Source organism: Curtobacterium sp. MCPF17_051 (assembly GCF_003234595.1).
Lineage (GTDB): Bacteria > Actinomycetota > Actinomycetes > Actinomycetales > Microbacteriaceae > Curtobacterium > Curtobacterium flaccumfaciens.
In genome coordinates, this window is sequence record NZ_QKSE01000010.1 from 71232 (window position 1) to 87514 (window position 16283).

The following is a 16283-nucleotide window of genomic DNA, read 5'->3' on the forward strand; positions in this document are numbered from 1 at the left end:
CCGGGATGGAGGGTCAGACGAGTGCGTCGAGAGCGAACGCGACACCGGATGCGCGCTCGCTCGCCGCCCAGAGCTGCGCTGCGACCGTACGGTCGTGCGCCCGTGGTTCGGCCGCGACCACCGTGGCCGGACCACGGAGCTGCATCCAGCCCGCCGGGCCCCAGTACTCCCCCGAGCGCACGTCCGCACCGACGGCCGCGTGCACGAGCGGCTGGGCGCCGACGTCCTTGCCCTGGGCGACGATGCGCTGCGCCGGGCGGATCCACTCGGGTTCGGGTCGTGTCGGGCTGACGTCTGGGCGGGCCGGTGACAGTCGGTCGAGCGACAGGCCGGGGTGCGCGACGACGCTCGACACGGACGACCCCGAGTCGGCCAGTCGTTCGGCGAGCTCGAAACCGAACAGCATCACCGCGAGCTTGCTCCTGGCGTACTGGCGGTGGCTCGAGTACCGACCGACCCCGAGTGGATCGATCGTGTCGAGCCCTGCGAACCGGTGGGCGATCGACCCCAGGTGCACGACCCGGCCGGCTCGTCGCTCGAGCAGGGGCAGGACCAGGGCGGTCCACGCGAAGTGTCCCAGGTGGTTCGTGCCGATCTGCAGTTCGGTGCCCTGCGCCGTGCTCCCCGGCGTGGACGCCCCGACGACCCCGGCGTTGTTCACGACGGCGTCGACGCCGTCGGGTTCCAGCGCGGCGAGTTCGTCGGCGGCGGCGTTGACCGAGTCGAGGTCGGCGAGGTCGAGGTGGACGTGGGCGAGCGAGGCTCCGTCGACGTGCCGTCGGATGCTGCGCTCGGCGGCGTCCGCCCGGTCACGGTCGCGCGTGGCCAGCACCACACGGTGCCCCGCCGCGGCGAGCTGCTCGGCGGCGTGGTACCCGAGCCCGGCACTCGCGCCGGTGACGACGACCGTGCGGGCGCCGTCAGCTGACATGCCCGGCCGACTCCATCTGGCGCAGGGCCTTCTTCAGGTCCTGCACCTCGTCGCGCAGTCGCGCCGCGAGCTCGAACTTCAGCTCGGCCGCAGCCTGCAGCATCTGATCGTTCAGGTCGGCGATGGTGGCACCGAGCTGCGTCGCGCCCTCGCCCGCGATGCCGCCGCGCTTGAGGTTCGGCGTGGGCGACCGACGGCCGTCGGTGCCGGGGCGACCCTGCAGGAGTGCCTTCGTGTCGTCGTTCTCGCGCTGCAGGACCTCGGTGATGTCCGCGATCTTCTTGCGCAGCGGCTGGGGGTCGATGCCGCGCTCCAGGTTGTAGGCGACCTGCTTCTCACGACGGCGATCGGTCTCCTCGATCGCGGTCTTCATCGAGTCGGTCATCTTGTCGGCGTACATGAGCACCTGGCCCGACACGTTGCGGGCAGCGCGACCGATCGTCTGGATGAGCGACGTCGACGAGCGGAGGAAGCCTTCCTTGTCGGCGTCGAGGATCGCCACGAGCGACACCTCGGGCAGGTCGAGCCCCTCGCGCAGCAGGTTGATGCCGACGAGCACGTCGTAGACACCCTGCCGCAGCTCGGTCAGCAGCTCGACGCGCTTGAGGGTGTCGACGTCGGAGTGCAGGTACCGGACGCGGACACCGGCGTTCCCGAGGAAGTCGGTGAGTTCCTCGGCCATGCGCTTGGTCAGCGTGGTGACGAGGACGCGCTCGTCCTTCTCGACCCGCTGCTTGATCTCCTCGAGCAGGTCGTCGATCTGGCCGTCGCTCGGCTTGACCACGATCTCGGGGTCGATCAGACCCGTCGGGCGGATGATCTGCTCGACCACGCTGTCCGTGATCCCGAGCTCGTACTTGCCGGGCGTCGCCGACAGGAAGACCTTCTGGCCGACGCGGTCGAGGAACTCCTCCCACTTGAGCGGGCGGTTGTCCATCGCGCTCGGCAGACGGAAGCCGTGCTCGACGAGCGTGCGCTTGCGCGAGGCGTCGCCTTCGTACATCGCGCCGATCTGCGGCACGGTGACGTGCGACTCGTCGATGACCAGGAGGAAGTCGTCGGGGAAGTAGTCGATGAGGCAGTGCGGCGCCTCGCCCGGACCACGGCCGTCCATGTGCCGCGAGTAGTTCTCGATGCCGGAGCAGAACCCGATCTGCTCCATCATCTCGATGTCGAACGTGGTGCGCATGCGGAGTCGCTGGGCCTCGAGCAGCTTGCCCTGGCCCTCGAGCTCGGCGAGCCGTTCCGCGAGTTCTTCCTTGATGGAGGCGATCGCGCGGTGCATCACGTCGGTGTCGGCGACGTAGTGCGAAGCCGGGAAGATCGACACGGCAGGCAGGTCGTCGATGACGTTGCCGGTGAGGGGGTGCAGCGACGAGAGCGCCTCGACCTCGTCGCCGAACATCTCGATGCGGATGGCGTGCTCTTCGTACATCGGGATGATCTCGATGGTGTCGCCGCGGACCCGGAACGTGCCACGGGCGAAGTCGACGTCGTTGCGCTGGTACTGCATCGCGACGAACTTGCGCACCAGCTGGTCGCGGGAGATCGTCTGACCCACGTGGAGTGCGACCGACGCGTTCATGTACTGCTCGGGCGTCCCCAGGCCGTAGATGCAGGAGACCGTCGACACCACGACGCTGTCGCGGCGGCTGAGCAGCGAGTTCGTCGTCGAGTGCCGGAGCCGTTCGACCTCGGCGTTGACCGAGGAGTCCTTCTCGATGAAGGTGTCGGTCTGCGGGACGTACGCCTCGGGCTGGTAGTAGTCGTAGTACGAGACGAAGTACTCGACCGCGTTGTTCGGCATCAGGCTGCGGAACTCGTTGGCGAGCTGGGCCGCGAGGGTCTTGTTGTGCGCGAGCACGAGCGTCGGCCGCTGCACCTGCTCGATGAGCCACGCGGTCGTCGCCGACTTGCCGGTACCGGTCGCACCCAGCAGCACGACGTCGGTCTCACCGGCGTTGATCCGTCCGGCGAGTTCCGCGATGGCCGCGGGCTGGTCGCCACTCGGCGAGTACTCGCTGATGACCTCGAACGGACGTACCGCTCGGGTCGGTTCGATCGCAACACCCATGGGGACAACGGTAGTCGGCACCCCTGACATCGAGGACCCCTGCTCGCCCTCGGCGTATTGTCCGCTGCAAGCGGGCTCCAAGTCGACTGATGGCCACCGGGCATACCGTTCGATCCGATCAGCCACCCGACTCCTTCCCACTCCCCCGAAGAGGCCTCATGACCACGGCGACCCCGGCCGCACCGATCAAGGGCACCCCGTTCCGCGGACGCATCCGCGGGCGTGTGCTCGTCCTGCTCTGCTGCATGTACGCGATCTCGTACATCGACCGGACGAACATCTCGACGGCGCTGCCGCACATCACCGAGGAGTTCGGGTTCAACGAGGCGACCGCCGGCCTCATCGTCTCCGCCTTCTCGTTGCCGTACGCCCTGCTGCAGGTGTTCGGCGGCACGATCAGCGAGAAGTTCGGCCCGCGCCGGGCACTCTTCGTCATCACGGTGATCTGGGGCGTCGCGACGCTCTGGACCGGCTTCGCCGTCGGCTTCTGGACCCTGTTCGCTGCTCGTGCGCTGCTCGGCCTGAGCGAGGCCGCCGCGTTCCCGACCGCCACCCAGGCGATGAGCCGCTGGATCCCCCGCGACCGGAACGGCTTCGCCCAGGGCGTGGTCCACTCGGCCGCCCGGCTCGGCAACGCCCTGGCCCCGCTCATCGTCGCGTGGGTGATCGGCGCGACGGGCAGCTGGCGCTGGGCGTTCTTCGCCACCGCGGTGCTGTCCCTGGCGTGGGCCGTCGTCTGGTTCGTCTGGTTCCGCGACAAGCCCGAGTCCGCGAAGGGCATCACGCAGGTCGAGCTCGCCGAGCTCCCGCCGGTCGAGACCCGTGCGACCCGTCCCCCGGTGCCGTGGCGGCAGATGGCGAAGCAGATCCTGCCGGTCACCTTCGTCGACTTCGGGTACGGCTGGACCCTCTGGGTGTTCCTCACGTGGCTCCCGACGTTCCTCAGCTCCACCTACGGCCTGGAGATCGGCGACTTCGCCCTGTTCACCACCCTCATCCTGCTGGCCGGTGTCGTCGGGGACACGGTCGGCGGGATGCTCAGTGACCGCATCATCCACCGCGGCGGGAACACCCGGAACGCCCGCCGGATCATCCTGGTGATCGGACTCGGCGGCTCGCTCCTCTGCCTCATCCCGCTCGTGATCGGGCAGGGCCTGCTCGTCGCGACGATCTCGCTGGCCCTGTCGTTCTTCTTCCTCGAACTCTGCAACGCCAACCTCTGGGCGATCCCGATGGACGTCGCGCCGCAGTGGTCCGGCACGGCCTCGGGCTTCATGAACACCGGGTTCGGCATCGCCGGGGTGGTCTCGCCCATCGTGTTCGGCCTGCTCATCGACGCCTCGGGCTGGCAGGTGCCCTTCGCGCTCTCCTGCGCCCTGCTCGGAGCCGCGGCCGTCGTCGCCTGGTTCATGAAGCCGCAGCGGCTGACCTCCACCGACGGCGTGCTCGAGATCGGCACCCCGAAGGCCGAGCAGCGCCCGGCCTGACGGGCGACGCGCGGAACGTGCGCCGGCCCTGGTGGTCCGCGCGCGACGGCCGGGAGGCACGCGTCGGGCCCGCCCCGCGCCTCCCGGCCGCCCGCCACGCGTCCACCGCCCCGCACGGCTGGTGCGGGGTTCCGGACTCGGTGCGATGGCGCCGCCGTCGCACCACGGACGGGACCTCCCAGAGCTGCGCCGGGCGCGCGGGCGCTCAGCGCGCCGCGCGCCGCCCGACGTCGTCGGTCTCGCCGACGAGGGCGTCGTCCGGCTCCACCGGTTCCGGCGACCGCCGGGGCACCGCCGCGCCTGCGGAACGACGCGCCCGCGCCGCTCGCGACGCCCGAGAGGACAACGACGGCCGGCCGGTCAGCGGCACGCTGAGCGGCGTCCACCGGAACAGCTCGGTCACCGCGACGGACAGGACCAACACGAGCACGTACGTGACGAGGGTGAGCCACGGCCGTGGCACGGCGGCCTCGAGCCAGCTGTCGCCGAAGAGCAGGATCCAGATGACGAACGGGTGGCTCAGGAAGATGCCGAACGAGCGATCGGACGCGTAGTCGACGAAACGGGCGGCCCGGCTGCCGGGTCGCCGGCGGTCCGCCCACGCGGCGCCGATCGCCAGGAACCCGACGAACACCGCGGTGCTCCAGACCGCCTGGATCGGCTGCAGCGGTGTCCCCGCGGCGTAGAGGGACTGCCCGAGGCCGACCTGCAGCGCCCACACGCCCAGGGTGAGCCCCCCGACACCGGCGAAGGCCCACAGGACCGAACGGCGGTGGACCCGGATGAACCGCAGGAAGGCGTCCGCGTGGTCGGCGGCGATCGCCCCCGAGACGATGAAGAAGACGTACGAGAAGAAGAACTGCTTCTGGTACCCGTGCATCCACGCGTCGCTCGCCGGGAAGTACTTGTACCCGGCGAACACCACCAGCTGGACCAGGAACGCCACGACCAGCACGGTCACGTGGTGCCCGCGGGTCCGGCGCACCAGCCAGACGATCACCGGCAGGAGCAGGTACACCTGCATCGTCACGAGCAGGAAGTACAGGTGGTACCACGAGGTGCCGGTGACGATGCCCTCGGCCGCGGTGCGCACCAGGTCCGGGACGTCGCCCCGGCGGGTCGGACTCAGCAGCCACGCCGCCGCGACGTAGAGGAACGACCACGCCAGGTACGGCACGCCCACGAGCAGGAACCGCTTCGGCCAGAACTGCGCCATCGGACGCGGGCGCAACGTGTAGCTGTACACGAGCACGAACGCGGTCAGCGAGAAGAAGACCAGCCGGGTGAAGTGCAGCAGGGCGAGCAGCGCGTTCAGCCCGACGTCGTCGGCGGCGGCGGTGTGGCTCGTGGTGTGCACCCCGATCACACACGCGAACGTGAGGATGCGGAGCACGTCGACCTCGTACAGGTGCCGGGGCTTGCCCGCGGCCGTGCGCGTCGGTGTCTGCACCCCCGGCTCAGCGCCGGTCGACGCCGGCGACACGCGTGATGGTCCGTTCACGAGGGTCGGGCCATGGTCCGGACCTTCGCGCGCTGCACCTTGCCGGTGGGCGCACGCGGCAGGTCGGGCACGACGATGACCTCGACAGGTCGGCGGAACCGCGTCAGGTGCGCCTCGGCCCGGGCCACGAGGTCGGCCACGAGGGCTGCGTGGTCGACGGGTTCGTCGGGCTGCGGGATCACGTAGGCGATCGGGACGGCACCGAGCACGTCGTCGGGGCGGCCGACGACGACCGCCTCGAGCACACGTGGGTCGCCGAGCAGGACGTCCTCGACCTCGGACGGGTAGACCTTCTCGCCACCGCGGTTGATGACGTCGTCGGAGCGCCCGGCCAGGGACACCCAGCCGTCGGCGCTGACGGACCCGACGTCACCGGTGTGGAGCCAGCCGTCGGCGTCGAACCGCTCGGACGCGCGCCCGCCCAGGTACCCGCGGACGATCCCCGCACCACGCACCCACAGGGCGCCGATCTCGTCGGCGCGCAGGAGCGAGCCGTCCTCGCCGCGGACCTGCACCTCGGACCCGACCGGCACCCCGACGGTACCCGGCCGGGCCGGTTCGTCCAGCGGGGTCGCCGTGATCTGCGAGGCGCCCTCGGTCATGCCCCAGCTCACGACGAGCGGCACGTCGCCGAGGGCGGCGCGCACGGGATCGGGCAGCGGCGCCGACGCGCTGCGCACGAACCGCAGGCCCGACGGGAACTCGAGCGGCCCGGTCTTCGCCAGCACGGCCAGGACGGCCGGGACGGCGTTCAGCCAGGTGATCCGGCGTTCCGCGAGCAGGTCCCAGAACCCGGTGCGACGGAAGCGCCGGTCGAGCACCAGGGTCGCGCCGGCGACGAGCGTCGCGAGCAGCCCGACCACCTCGGCGTTGACGTGGAACAGCGGCAACGAGTTGAACCCGCGGTCTTCCGGCACGAGCCGGTTGTGCCGCGCGACGGCACGGGCGACGAACAGCAGCTGCGTCTCGGGCAGCTCGACGCCCTTCGGTGTGCCGGTCGACCCGGAGGTGAACAGCACGACGGAACCCTGACCCGGCGCGTGCGGGCTGTCGGCGGGCAGGTCGCCGTCACGGACGGCGGTCGGGAGGAACGTGGCGGGGTCGATCCCGCTGGCCGGCGCCCCGGGGACGGTCGCGTCCACCGAGCGGTCGGACACGACGATGGACGCACCCCCGATCAGGTCGGCGAGACGGCCGGGCTCGGTGGCCGGCTGGCCGGTGTCGACGGGGATCGCCCTGAGACCTGCGGCGACGGCGCTCAGGTGCACGACCGCGAACGCGAGCGGGTCACCCACGTCGACCAGGACGGCACCCGACGGGGCGATGCCGATCGCGTCGAAGGTCCGCGACCAGGCGGTGACCGCGTCGTCGAGCGCACGGTACGTCAGGACGCGCTCGGAGCGAGCATCCTCGAGGAAGTGGCGCTCGCCCCCGCCGGCCGCACGGGCACGGATGAGCGAGCGCAGGTCGGGTTCATCGCGAACGGGCTGCACGCAAGAAGGCTATTGCCCGACCCTATGAGCGGTCGGAGGGAACAGCGGGATCTGTGGAGAACCGGTGCAGCATCCACTGCCAGAGCGGGAGCATCCGGGGCACGCCGTCACGGGTGAGCGGTGTCGAGTCCTTGATGATCAGGGAGTGCGCCTTGCCGTCGCCGCGGAGGTCGGTGAGGATCGCGTGCGGGTCCGCGCCGGCGACGGGCGGGGTGGTGTCCGTCTCGAACGGCCCGGACACGCCACTCAGCCCGAGGACGTCCCACGAACCGGTGATGCGGGGGCCGAACGCGTCACGGACGTCGTCGATGGCGTACATCCGGTCGACCGGTGTCCGGCCCGGGCGGTCCATCCACGCTGCGTGCGACGGCCCGCGGGACTCGACGGGCGAGGAGAACATCAACGCACCGTGGACACTGCGGACGTGCGCGATGTACGCCGCCTCTCCGCCGCCCTGCGAGTGCCCGGCCACGACGACGTCGTTCCAGACGATGCGGTCGTCGCCCTGGACGAACCGCCCCCAGCCGCCGTCGGGGTCGTGGTCGTCGAGGTACGCGACGGCGTCACGGAAGCGCGAGACGATGGACCCGGCCGGACTGACCGCGCTGAACTCCGACGGCCGGGTGCCGTCGAAGCGGTTCCGCTGGACCATGCCGTAGCAGCGCGCGTCCGCCTCGCACGTGCCGGACAGGGTGCGACCGAGGTTCCAGTAGTCGAGGCCGAGCACGTGGTAGCCGTCCGCCAGCGCGGCCCCGAGGAACCGCTGGTACTCGGCCGGACGGGACCGGGTCGCGGGCAGGAACAACAGGAGCGGGCCGTCGGCCGAGGTGCGCGCGGCGAAGTCGTCGCGGTTCGGGGTGAGCCGCTCACCGTTCACCGTTCCGAGCCGGAACCGGTGGAACTCCCCGTGAGGCCCGCGTTCGTCACCCGACGGCCGCTCGTGCACCGCGACCCGGCCGTTGTCCGCCACTCGCTGGGCACCGAGGACGTTCGCGGCGACGAGCGAACCGGCCCCGATCGCCACGAGGACGATCGCGGCGAGGACCAGCAGCAGACGGTGGCTCATGCCGTGATCCGTGCCCACACCTCGTCAGCGGAGCGGATCGTCTGCTCGAGCGTCCCGGTGGCGTCGACGACGTGGTCGGCGAGGGCGAGACGGTCTGCGTCGCTCGCCTGGGCGGCGACACGACGCTCGGCCTCGTCACGGGGCATCCCGCGGTGCTCGACGAGCCGTTCGATGCGCTGCGCCGCGGGGGCGTCGACCACCACGACCGCGTCGAACCGGAGCGGGCGCGAGCCGCGGGCCTCGGCGAGCAACGGCACGTCGTAGACCACCACGGCGTCGGGGTCGGCGGCCTCGGCGGCGTCGAACGCCTGCTGCGCGAGCCGCCAGACCTCGGGGTGCGTGATGGCTTCGAGGTCCTTCCGCGCCGCGGGGTCCGCGAACACGATCGACCCGAGCGCCGGCCGGTCGAGGGAACCGTCGGCGGCGATCACCGACGATCCGAACCGCTCGGCGACCTGCGCCAGGCCCGGGCTGCCCGGTGCCACGGCGTCCCGCGCCAGTCGGTCGGCGTCGACCAAGACGGCCCCGTGCTCGGTCCAGCGTCGGGAGACGGTCGACTTGCCCGCGGCGATGCCGCCCGTGAGTCCGATGATGTGCACGGCAACAGGGTAACGACCCCGATGCCCGGAAACGCCGGAAGCCCGGCACCCTGTCAGGGGTGCCGGGCTTCCGGTCGGGACGAACCGCTCGATCAGTTGTTGGTCGAGCTGAGCTTCTCGCGGAGTGCAGCGAGCGACGCGTCGTCGGCCAGGGGGCTTGCGCCACCCGTCTCGCCGGCGAACGACGAGGTCGACGACGACGAGGAAGCCGTGGCCGGGAGGTCGAAGCCACCCTGCGCCTCGTCGGCGATGGTCTTCGCGACCTGCGCCTTGTGGGCTTCCCAACGCGCCTGGGCGGCCGCGTACTGGCCCTCCCACTCGGTGCGCTGCGTGTCGTAGCCCTCGAGCCACTCGTTGGTCTCCGGGTCGAAGCCCTCGGGGTACTTGTAGTCACCCTTGTCGTCGTACTCGGTCGGCATGCCGTAGAGCGCCGGGTCGAACTCGTCGCTCTCCGGGTCGACGCCCTCGTTCGCCTGCTTGAGGCTCAGCGAGATGCGGCGACGGTCGAGGTCGATGTCGATGATCTTGACGAAGACCTCGTCGTTGACCGACACGACCTGCTCGGCGAGCTCGACGTGCTTGTTCGAGAGCTCCGAGATGTGCACCAGGCCCTCGATGCCGTCGGCAACGCGGACGAAGGCACCGAACGGGACGAGCTTCGTGACCTTGCCCGGTGCGATCTGACCGATCGCGTGGGTGCGGGCGAAGACCTGCCACGGGTCCTCCTGCGTCGCCTTGAGCGAGAGCGACACGCGCTCGCGGTCCAGGTCGACCTCGAGGATCTCGACGGTGACTTCCTGACCGACCTCGACGACCTCGCTGGCGTGCTCGATGTGCTTCCAGCTGAGCTCGGAGACGTGGACGAGACCGTCGACGCCGCCGAGGTCCACGAACGCACCGAAGTTGACGATCGAGGACACGATGCCCTTGCGGACCTGGCCCTTGTGGAGGTTGTTGAGGAACGTCGTCCGGGACTCGGACTGCGTCTGCTCGAGGAGCGCACGGCGCGACAGGACCACGTTGTTGCGGTTCTTGTCGAGCTCGAGGATCTTGGCCTCGATCTCCTGGCCGAGGTACGGCGTGAGGTCGCGGACACGACGGAGCTCGATGAGCGAGGCGGGGAGGAAGCCACGGAGGCCGATGTCGACGATGAGACCGCCCTTGACGACCTCGATGACCGTCCCGGTCACGACGCCGTCGGACTCCTTGATCTTCTCGACGTCGCCCCACGCACGCTCGTACTGCGCGCGCTTCTTCGACAGGATGAGGCGGCCTTCCTTGTCCTCCTTCTGGAGAACCAGGGCCTCGACCTCGTCGCCGACCTCGACGACCTCGTTGGGGTCGACGTCGTGCTTGATCGAGAGCTCGCGCGAGGGGATGACGCCCTCGGTCTTGTAACCGACGTCGAGGAGGACCTCGTCGCGGTCGATCTTCACGACGGTGCCGGAGATGAGATCACCGTCGTTGAAGAACTTCAGGGTCTTCTCGACCTCGGCCAGGAAGTCATCAGCCGAACCGATGTCGTTGATGGCGACCTGCTTAGGAGCCTTGGTCGTAGTGGTTGTCATGTAGAGATTGCTCCGAACGGACATGAGTCGGGCCATGGCGTGCGGGGACTCGGCCCCCGTGGTGCACCGCCGTGGCGATTGATTGAGTGGCGCGGATTGCGCCGCACAAGTCTAACCGCACCGGCGGAGGCCCCACAACCGGGCGTGTCGACGGCGCGTCACCCGACCAGCGCGGTCCGGAGGGTGTCGAGGCCGATGCTGCCGAGCGAGAGCGCCCGGTGGTGGAACGCCTTCAGGTCGAAGTCGGCTCCCTCGCGCGCGGCGACCTCGTCGCGGATGGACTCCCAGACGCGCTGGCCGACCTTGTACGAGGGTGCCTGCCCCGGCCACCCGAAGTACCGTGCGACCTCGAACCGGACGAACGCCGGGTCCATGTTGACGTTCTGCCCCATGAAGTCGAGCGCGTACTCCCACGTCCAGCCGCCTCCGTCGGGGTTCGTCTTCTGCAGGTGCACGCCGATGTCGAGGACGACGCGGGCCGCACGCATCCGCTGCCCGTCGAGCATGCCGAGCCGGTCGCCGTCGTCGTCGAGGAACCCGAGCTGCTCCATCAGCCGCTCGGCGTACAGGGCCCAGCCCTCGACGTGTCCGGAGGACCCGGACAGCTGCCGGCGCCAGGTGTTCAGCTCACCGCGGTTGTAGACGCCCTGGCTGATCTGCAGGTGGTGTCCGGGGACGCCCTCGTGGTAGACCGTCGTCTTCTCGCGCCAGGTGCCGAACTCGGTGACGCCCTCGGGCACGGACCACCACATGCGTCCGGCACGGGAGAAGTCGTCGGAGGGGCCGCTGTAGTAGATGCCGCCCTCCTGCGTGGGGGCGATCCGGCACTCCAGCCGACGGATCGGGTCCGGGATGTCGAAGTAGGTCCCGGCCATCGCGGCGATCGACGCGTCACTCGTCTCCTGCATCCACCGCTGCAACGCGTCGGTTCCGTGCAGGATCCGGGACGGATCGGTGTCGAGCACCTCGATCGCCCGGGCAACGCTCGCGCCGGACTCGATGCGGTCGGCGATGCGCTCCTGCTCGTCCCGCATGCGCGCGAGTTCCTCGAGGCCCCACTCGTACGTCTCGTCGAGGTCGACGACCGCGCCGAGGAACCGGCGCGAGTGCAGCTCGTAGGCCTCGCGACCGACGGCGTCCACGGGGGTGGCGAGCGGCAGCAGCTCGTGCTCCAGGAACTGCCCGAGCGAGCGGTACGCGGCCGAGGCGACCTGGGCTCCGCGGGTGAGCTCGGCGCGGAGCGTGTCCGGCACCGGCGAATCGTCGTCGAACGCGGCGCCTTCGGCGAGGCGCGCGAAGAAGCCGTCCTCGGCGCCGTTCCGGGCTGCCTGCTCGGCGACCAGGGCGATCTGGCGCTTGGCCGGGGTGACGTCTTCGCGGGTGCCCTCGAGCAGGGTCTCGCGGATGCCCTCGAGGGCGTCCGGCAGCGCGTGCAGCCGGCTCGCGATGTCCTGCCAGTCGCCCTCGGTCGCGGTCGGCATCAGGTCGATGATCTCGCGGACCGACTGCGCCGGGCTCGCGATGACGTTGAGGTCGCGGAGGTGCAGCTTGCGCTCGTACGACTCCTGCACCAGGTCCAGCTCGGCGCCGAGGTCGGCCTTCGTCACCTGGTCCACGGAGTCGACGGCTGGAGCGGCGTCGAGCGCACGCTTCGCACCGCGCGCCGCCTCGGCCATCGCGGCGGCACCGGCGGGCGAGGTGTCGCCGTACTCCCCCGTGCGCCCCGGGACGCCGATGTACGTGGCGGTCGTCGGGTCGAGGTCGACGAGGGTGGTGACCCAGTCCTCGGCGACGCGGTCGACGGCGGACGGCTGGCGGACAGGACGCTCTTCGCTCATGCCCCGACCCTACCGACCCGCGGGTCGACAGGACCCCCGGGCCGCCCGGGTCAGTGGGCGGCGCTCTCCCAGTTCGGCCCCACGCCGACCGAGACGTCGAGCGGGACGCTCAGCTCGGCAGCACTGCCCATCCGGGTGCGGAGGATCTCCTCCACACGCTCCTGCTCACCGGGCGCGACCTCGAGGATGAGCTCGTCGTGCACCTGGAGCAGCAGGTGGGACTGCAGCTCGCCTTCGCGCAGGTCGTCGGCGACCCCGAGCATCGCGATCTTGATGATGTCGGCGGCCGAACCCTGGATCGGGGCGTTCAGCGCGGCGCGCTCGGCGTTCTCACGCAGGACCCGGTTCGGGCTCTTCAGGTCGGGGAACGGGCGACGGCGACCGAAGATCGTCTCGGTGTAGCCGTCCTCGCGCGCCTGCTCGACGACGTTGCGCAGGTAGTCGCGCACCGCACCGAAGCGGGCGAAGTACTCGGTCATCAGGGTGCGGGCCTCGGACTGCTCGATGCGCAGCTGCTTCGACAGACCGAAGGCACTCAACCCGTAGGCCAGGCCGTAGGACATCGCCTTGACCTTGGTGCGCATCTCGTTGGAGACCTCGGACGGGTCGACGCCGAACACGCGGGCGCCGACGAAGCGGTGCAGGTCCTCGCCCTCGTTGAAGGCCTGGATGAGCCCCGGGTCGCCCGAGAGGTGCGCCATGATCCGCATCTCGATCTGCGAGTAGTCGGCGGTCACGAGCGTCGTGTACGGCTCGGCGACCGCGAACGCCGACCGGATCCGGCGACCGACGGCCGTCTTCACCGGGATGTTCTGCAGGTTCGGGTCGGTCGACGAGACCCGGCCGGTGCTCGTTCCGGTCTGCTCGTAGCGGGTGTGGATGCGCCCGTCGACCACGGCGGCGTCGAGCGTGTCGACGATCTGCCGGAGCTTCGTGGCGTCGCGGTGCTGCAGCAGGAGCCCGAGGAACGGGTGCGGGTGCTGTTCCTGCAGGTCGGCCAGGCTTGCGGCGTCGGTCGAGAACCCGGTCTTGGTCTTGCGGGTCTTCGGCATCGCGAGCTCGGTGAACAGGACTTCCTGCAGCTGCTTCGGCGACCCGAGGTTGACCTCGTGCCCGATCTCGGCGAAGGCCTGCTGCGCGAGCTCGGCGGCGCGCTCCCCCAGTTCCTTCGACAGGCCGGTGAGCACCGGGCGGTCGATGCCGACACCGATGGTCTCCATGCCGGCCAGCACCGACACGAGCGGCAGCTCGATGTCGTCGAGGACCCGCAGCGAGGACGCGTCGATCCGGGCGCGCAGGGCCGTGGTGACGCGGAGCACGAACCACGCGTGCACCCCGACGTTGACCGGGTCGGTCTCGGGGACCAGCTGGTTGGGGTCAGCCGTCGGCAGTTCTTCGCCGAGCTCCTGGTAGACGAGGTCCGACAGTGGCTGCCCCTGCTTGCCCGGCTGCGCGAGCCACCCCATGATCCGGGCGTCGCCGGCGATGCCGTTCACGACGAAGCCGGCGGTGCCGAGCGCCTTGATCGCCGCCTTGGCGTCGTGGAAGTGCTTCGGGGCGTCGGAGGCGAACCAGGCCGAGAGCTGCTCGTAGTCCTTCGCGCCGCTGCCGCCCGGCACCAGCACGGCGTCGTCGTGGGTCGCGATGCCGATGGCGCTGAGGCGTCCGTCGATGACCTCGACCGCGACGCCGTAGCCGTTCGCCGCCTCGGTCGCGTTGCGGCGCTCGAGCCAGTAGCCGAGCTCTTCGTCGATCAGGGTCTTGACGGGTGGCGGGGTCGGCGCGCCGTCGGTGACGGTGCCCTCGGCCGCCGGCTCGGCGGGATCGCCCGACCCGGCCACCTTGAAGACGCGGTCGAGCAGCGTGCGGAACTGCAGCTTGGCGAAGAGCTCGCGCACCGCGGTCTCGTCGACCGGGCGGAGCGCGACGTCGGCGGGACCGACGGGCAGCTCGACGTCGGTGACCAGGCGGTTGAGCCGGCGGTTCCGGATCGCCCGGTCCTGCTGCTCGCGCAGGTTGTTCCCGACGACGCCCTTGATCTCGTCGGCGTGCTCGAGGACGCCGTCGAGCGACCCGTACTGGGTCACCCACTTGACCGCGGTCTTCTCGCCGACCTTGTCGATGCCGATCAGGTTGTCGCTGGTCTCGCCGACGAGGGCGGCGATGTCCGGGTACTGGTGGGGCTCGATGCCGTACCGCTCGTAGACCTTGTCGCGGTCGTAGCGGGTGAGTTCGGAGACACCGCGGACCGACGGGTAGAGCAGGGTGACGTCGTCGTTGACGAGCTGGATCGAGTCGCGGTCGCCGGAGACCACGTAGACCTTGAAGCCCTGGTCGGCACCCTGCTTGGAGAGGGTCGCGAGGATGTCGTCGGCCTCGTAGTCCTCTTTCGTGACGGTGGTTATGCCCATCGCCTCGAGCGCCTGCTGCAGGAGCGGGATCTGTCCCTTGAACTCGGCCGGGGTCTCGGAGCGGGTGCCCTTGTACTCGGCGTACTCACGCGTGCGGAACGAGAACCGGGAGATGTCGAACGCCACCGCCAGGTGGGTGGGCTTCTCGCGCTGCAGGAGCATCAGCAGCATCGAGATGAAGCCGTGGATCGCGTTGGTGTGCTGCCCCTCGCGGTTCACGAAGCTGTCGACCGGCAGCGCGTAGAAGGCCCGGAAGGCGAGCGAGTGGCCGTCGATGACCATGAGGGTAGGCTTTGCGGAGTCCGACACCCGGACAGCCTACCGACGCCCGCTGACACGGAAGGTCGACGCAGACCGTGACCGACGACACCACATCGACCACGATCGATCCACGCCTCGACGAACGCGGCATGGGCGAGCTGGCCGAGAAGATGGGCATGGTCATCACCGAACTCTCGGCCGAGCGGGCGGTCGGTTCGATCCCCGTCGAGGGCAACCGCCAGCCGGTCGGCCTGCTGCACGGCGGCGCCTACGTCGTCCTCGCGGAGAGCCTCGGTTCGATGGCCGCCAACGTGCACGCCGGGCCCGGTCGCTACGCCGTCGGCATCGAGCTCAGCGCCTCGCACTCCCGCAGCGCCACGAGCGGCATCGTCACGGGCACGTGCACCGCCATCCACCTGGGCGGCACGCTCACCACCCACGAGATCGTCCTGACCGACGACCAGGGTCGCCGGTGCTCCACCGTCCGGATCACGAACATGATCCGCGAGCGTCGCTGACCGACGGACCGACGGCTCAGTCCTCCGGCGGCCGCTGCAGCAGCAGGCGGGCGTCGCCGAACCCGAGCCGCCGGTAGAGCCGCTCGCCGTCCACGCTCGAGTGCACCGACGTCCGCTCCACGCCGAGTTCGTCGGCGACCTGGAGCAGGGCCGTGACGAGCCGTCCGGCGACGCCGGAACCTCGCAGCTCCGGGTGCACGTAGACCGTCTGCACGTCGGCGGTCAGCCGGCGCCCCGGCCGGTCCGGCAGCGGCGGTCGCGCGACGAGCCCGAGCCACGCCATGCCGAGCACGACACCGTCCCGCTCCGCGACGACGCACCGGTGCGACTCCGCGTGGTCGGCGGCGAACGCCGTCATGGCATCGCGGTACGCCTCCACGCTCGCCACCGGATGAGCGCCGCCCTCGTCCACGCTCCACCGCCACCGCAGGTCGGCCACCGCCGGCATGTCGTCAGGCCGGGAGGCCCGGATCACCACGTCGTCCATGCCTCCAGCCTGCCAGGTGGTCGCGACACACGCCCCGCCCCCGGACGCA

12 protein-coding genes are annotated in these 16283 nt (G+C 70.5%); 2 read left to right on the forward strand and 10 right to left on the reverse strand.

The genetic code is table 11. From position 1 onward, the window contains the following. Positions 1-13: 13 nt before the first annotated feature. Positions 14-931 (reverse strand): SDR family NAD(P)-dependent oxidoreductase, encoded by a 918-nt coding sequence (locus DEJ35_RS09420; protein WP_111192627.1) that lies wholly within the window; start codon positions 929-931, stop codon positions 14-16. After that, positions 921-2993 (reverse strand): excinuclease ABC subunit UvrB, encoded by a 2073-nt coding sequence (gene uvrB, locus DEJ35_RS09425; protein ID WP_110862762.1) that lies wholly within the window; start codon positions 2991-2993, stop codon positions 921-923. The genes DEJ35_RS09420 and uvrB overlap by 11 nt, the downstream gene beginning before the upstream one ends. A gap of 170 nt (positions 2994-3163) precedes the next feature. Here uvrB and DEJ35_RS09430 point away from each other — a divergent pair, with 170 nt between their 5' ends. Continuing rightward, a complete protein-coding gene (locus DEJ35_RS09430) occupies positions 3164-4492 on the forward strand; it encodes an MFS transporter (protein WP_110862748.1) in 1329 nt (442 codons plus the stop codon). A gap of 205 nt (positions 4493-4697) precedes the next feature. Here DEJ35_RS09430 and DEJ35_RS09435 read toward each other — a convergent pair whose 3' ends face one another. The 7 genes from DEJ35_RS09435 to polA all read right to left on the reverse strand — a co-directional run bounded on the left by DEJ35_RS09435 (position 4698) and on the right by polA (position 15250). Next, positions 4698-5942, reverse strand: a complete 1245-nt coding sequence (locus DEJ35_RS09435; protein ID WP_181435556.1) for an acyltransferase — start codon at positions 5940-5942, stop codon at positions 4698-4700. Between the two features lie 47 nt (positions 5943-5989). Beyond that, on the reverse strand, positions 5990-7486 hold the full coding sequence (locus DEJ35_RS09440; RefSeq protein ID WP_111123660.1) for a class I adenylate-forming enzyme family protein: 1497 nt from the start codon (positions 7484-7486) through the stop codon (positions 5990-5992). A gap of 22 nt (positions 7487-7508) precedes the next feature. Next, positions 7509-8552: a hypothetical protein gene (locus DEJ35_RS09445; RefSeq protein WP_111123659.1), complete on the reverse strand. Its 1044-nt coding sequence runs from the start codon at positions 8550-8552 to the stop codon at positions 7509-7511. Continuing rightward, positions 8549-9151, reverse strand: coding sequence for a dephospho-CoA kinase (gene coaE, locus DEJ35_RS09450; RefSeq protein WP_111192629.1), 603 nt, complete (start codon positions 9149-9151; stop codon positions 8549-8551). The genes DEJ35_RS09445 and coaE overlap by 4 nt, the downstream gene beginning before the upstream one ends. A 92-nt stretch (positions 9152-9243) precedes the next feature. Beyond that, entirely contained in the window at positions 9244-10719 is a 1476-nt protein-coding gene (gene rpsA / locus DEJ35_RS09455; RefSeq protein WP_027465699.1) for a 30S ribosomal protein S1, read from the reverse strand. Between the two features lie 158 nt (positions 10720-10877). After that, positions 10878-12557, reverse strand: coding sequence for a DUF885 domain-containing protein (locus DEJ35_RS09460; RefSeq protein ID WP_111192630.1), 1680 nt, complete (start codon positions 12555-12557; stop codon positions 10878-10880). A 50-nt stretch (positions 12558-12607) separates the two neighbouring features. Then, positions 12608-15250 carry a DNA polymerase I gene (polA, locus tag DEJ35_RS09465; protein ID WP_258378459.1) on the reverse strand — a complete coding sequence of 881 codons (2643 nt, stop codon included), beginning with the start codon at positions 15248-15250 and terminating at the stop codon, positions 12608-12610. 128 nt (positions 15251-15378) lie between these two features. On the opposite strand from polA, the gene DEJ35_RS09470 reads away from it, so the two are divergent. Then, positions 15379-15747 carry a PaaI family thioesterase gene (locus tag DEJ35_RS09470; RefSeq protein ID WP_051596794.1) on the forward strand — a complete coding sequence of 123 codons (369 nt, stop codon included), beginning with the start codon at positions 15379-15381 and terminating at the stop codon, positions 15745-15747. Between the two features lie 16 nt (positions 15748-15763). Here the strand turns inward: DEJ35_RS09470 and DEJ35_RS09475 are convergent, their stop codons facing one another. Continuing rightward, positions 15764-16234 carry a GNAT family N-acetyltransferase gene (locus DEJ35_RS09475; RefSeq protein ID WP_110862741.1) on the reverse strand — a complete coding sequence of 157 codons (471 nt, stop codon included), beginning with the start codon at positions 16232-16234 and terminating at the stop codon, positions 15764-15766. Between the last annotated feature and the right edge of the window lie 49 nt (positions 16235-16283).

Bases quoted from the DNA above. Each gene is read 5' to 3' on its own strand.
- DEJ35_RS09420 (WP_111192627.1), bottom strand. From the start codon at position 931: ATGTCAGCTGACGGCGCCCGCACGGTCGTCGTCACCGGCGCGAGTGCC.
- DEJ35_RS09430 (WP_110862748.1), top strand. From the start codon at position 3,164: ATGACCACGGCGACCCCGGCCGCACCGATCAAGGGCACCCCGTTCCGC.
- DEJ35_RS09445 (WP_111123659.1), bottom strand. From the start codon at position 8,552: ATGAGCCACCGTCTGCTGCTGGTCCTCGCCGCGATCGTCCTCGTGGCG.
- rpsA (WP_027465699.1), bottom strand. From the start codon at position 10,719: ATGACAACCACTACGACCAAGGCTCCTAAGCAGGTCGCCATCAACGAC.
- DEJ35_RS09460 (WP_111192630.1), bottom strand. From the start codon at position 12,557: ATGAGCGAAGAGCGTCCTGTCCGCCAGCCGTCCGCCGTCGACCGCGTC.
- polA (WP_258378459.1), bottom strand. From the start codon at position 15,250: ATGGTCATCGACGGCCACTCGCTCGCCTTCCGGGCCTTCTACGCGCTG.
- DEJ35_RS09470 (WP_051596794.1), top strand. From the start codon at position 15,379: ATGGGCGAGCTGGCCGAGAAGATGGGCATGGTCATCACCGAACTCTCG.
- DEJ35_RS09475 (WP_110862741.1), bottom strand. From the start codon at position 16,234: ATGGACGACGTGGTGATCCGGGCCTCCCGGCCTGACGACATGCCGGCG.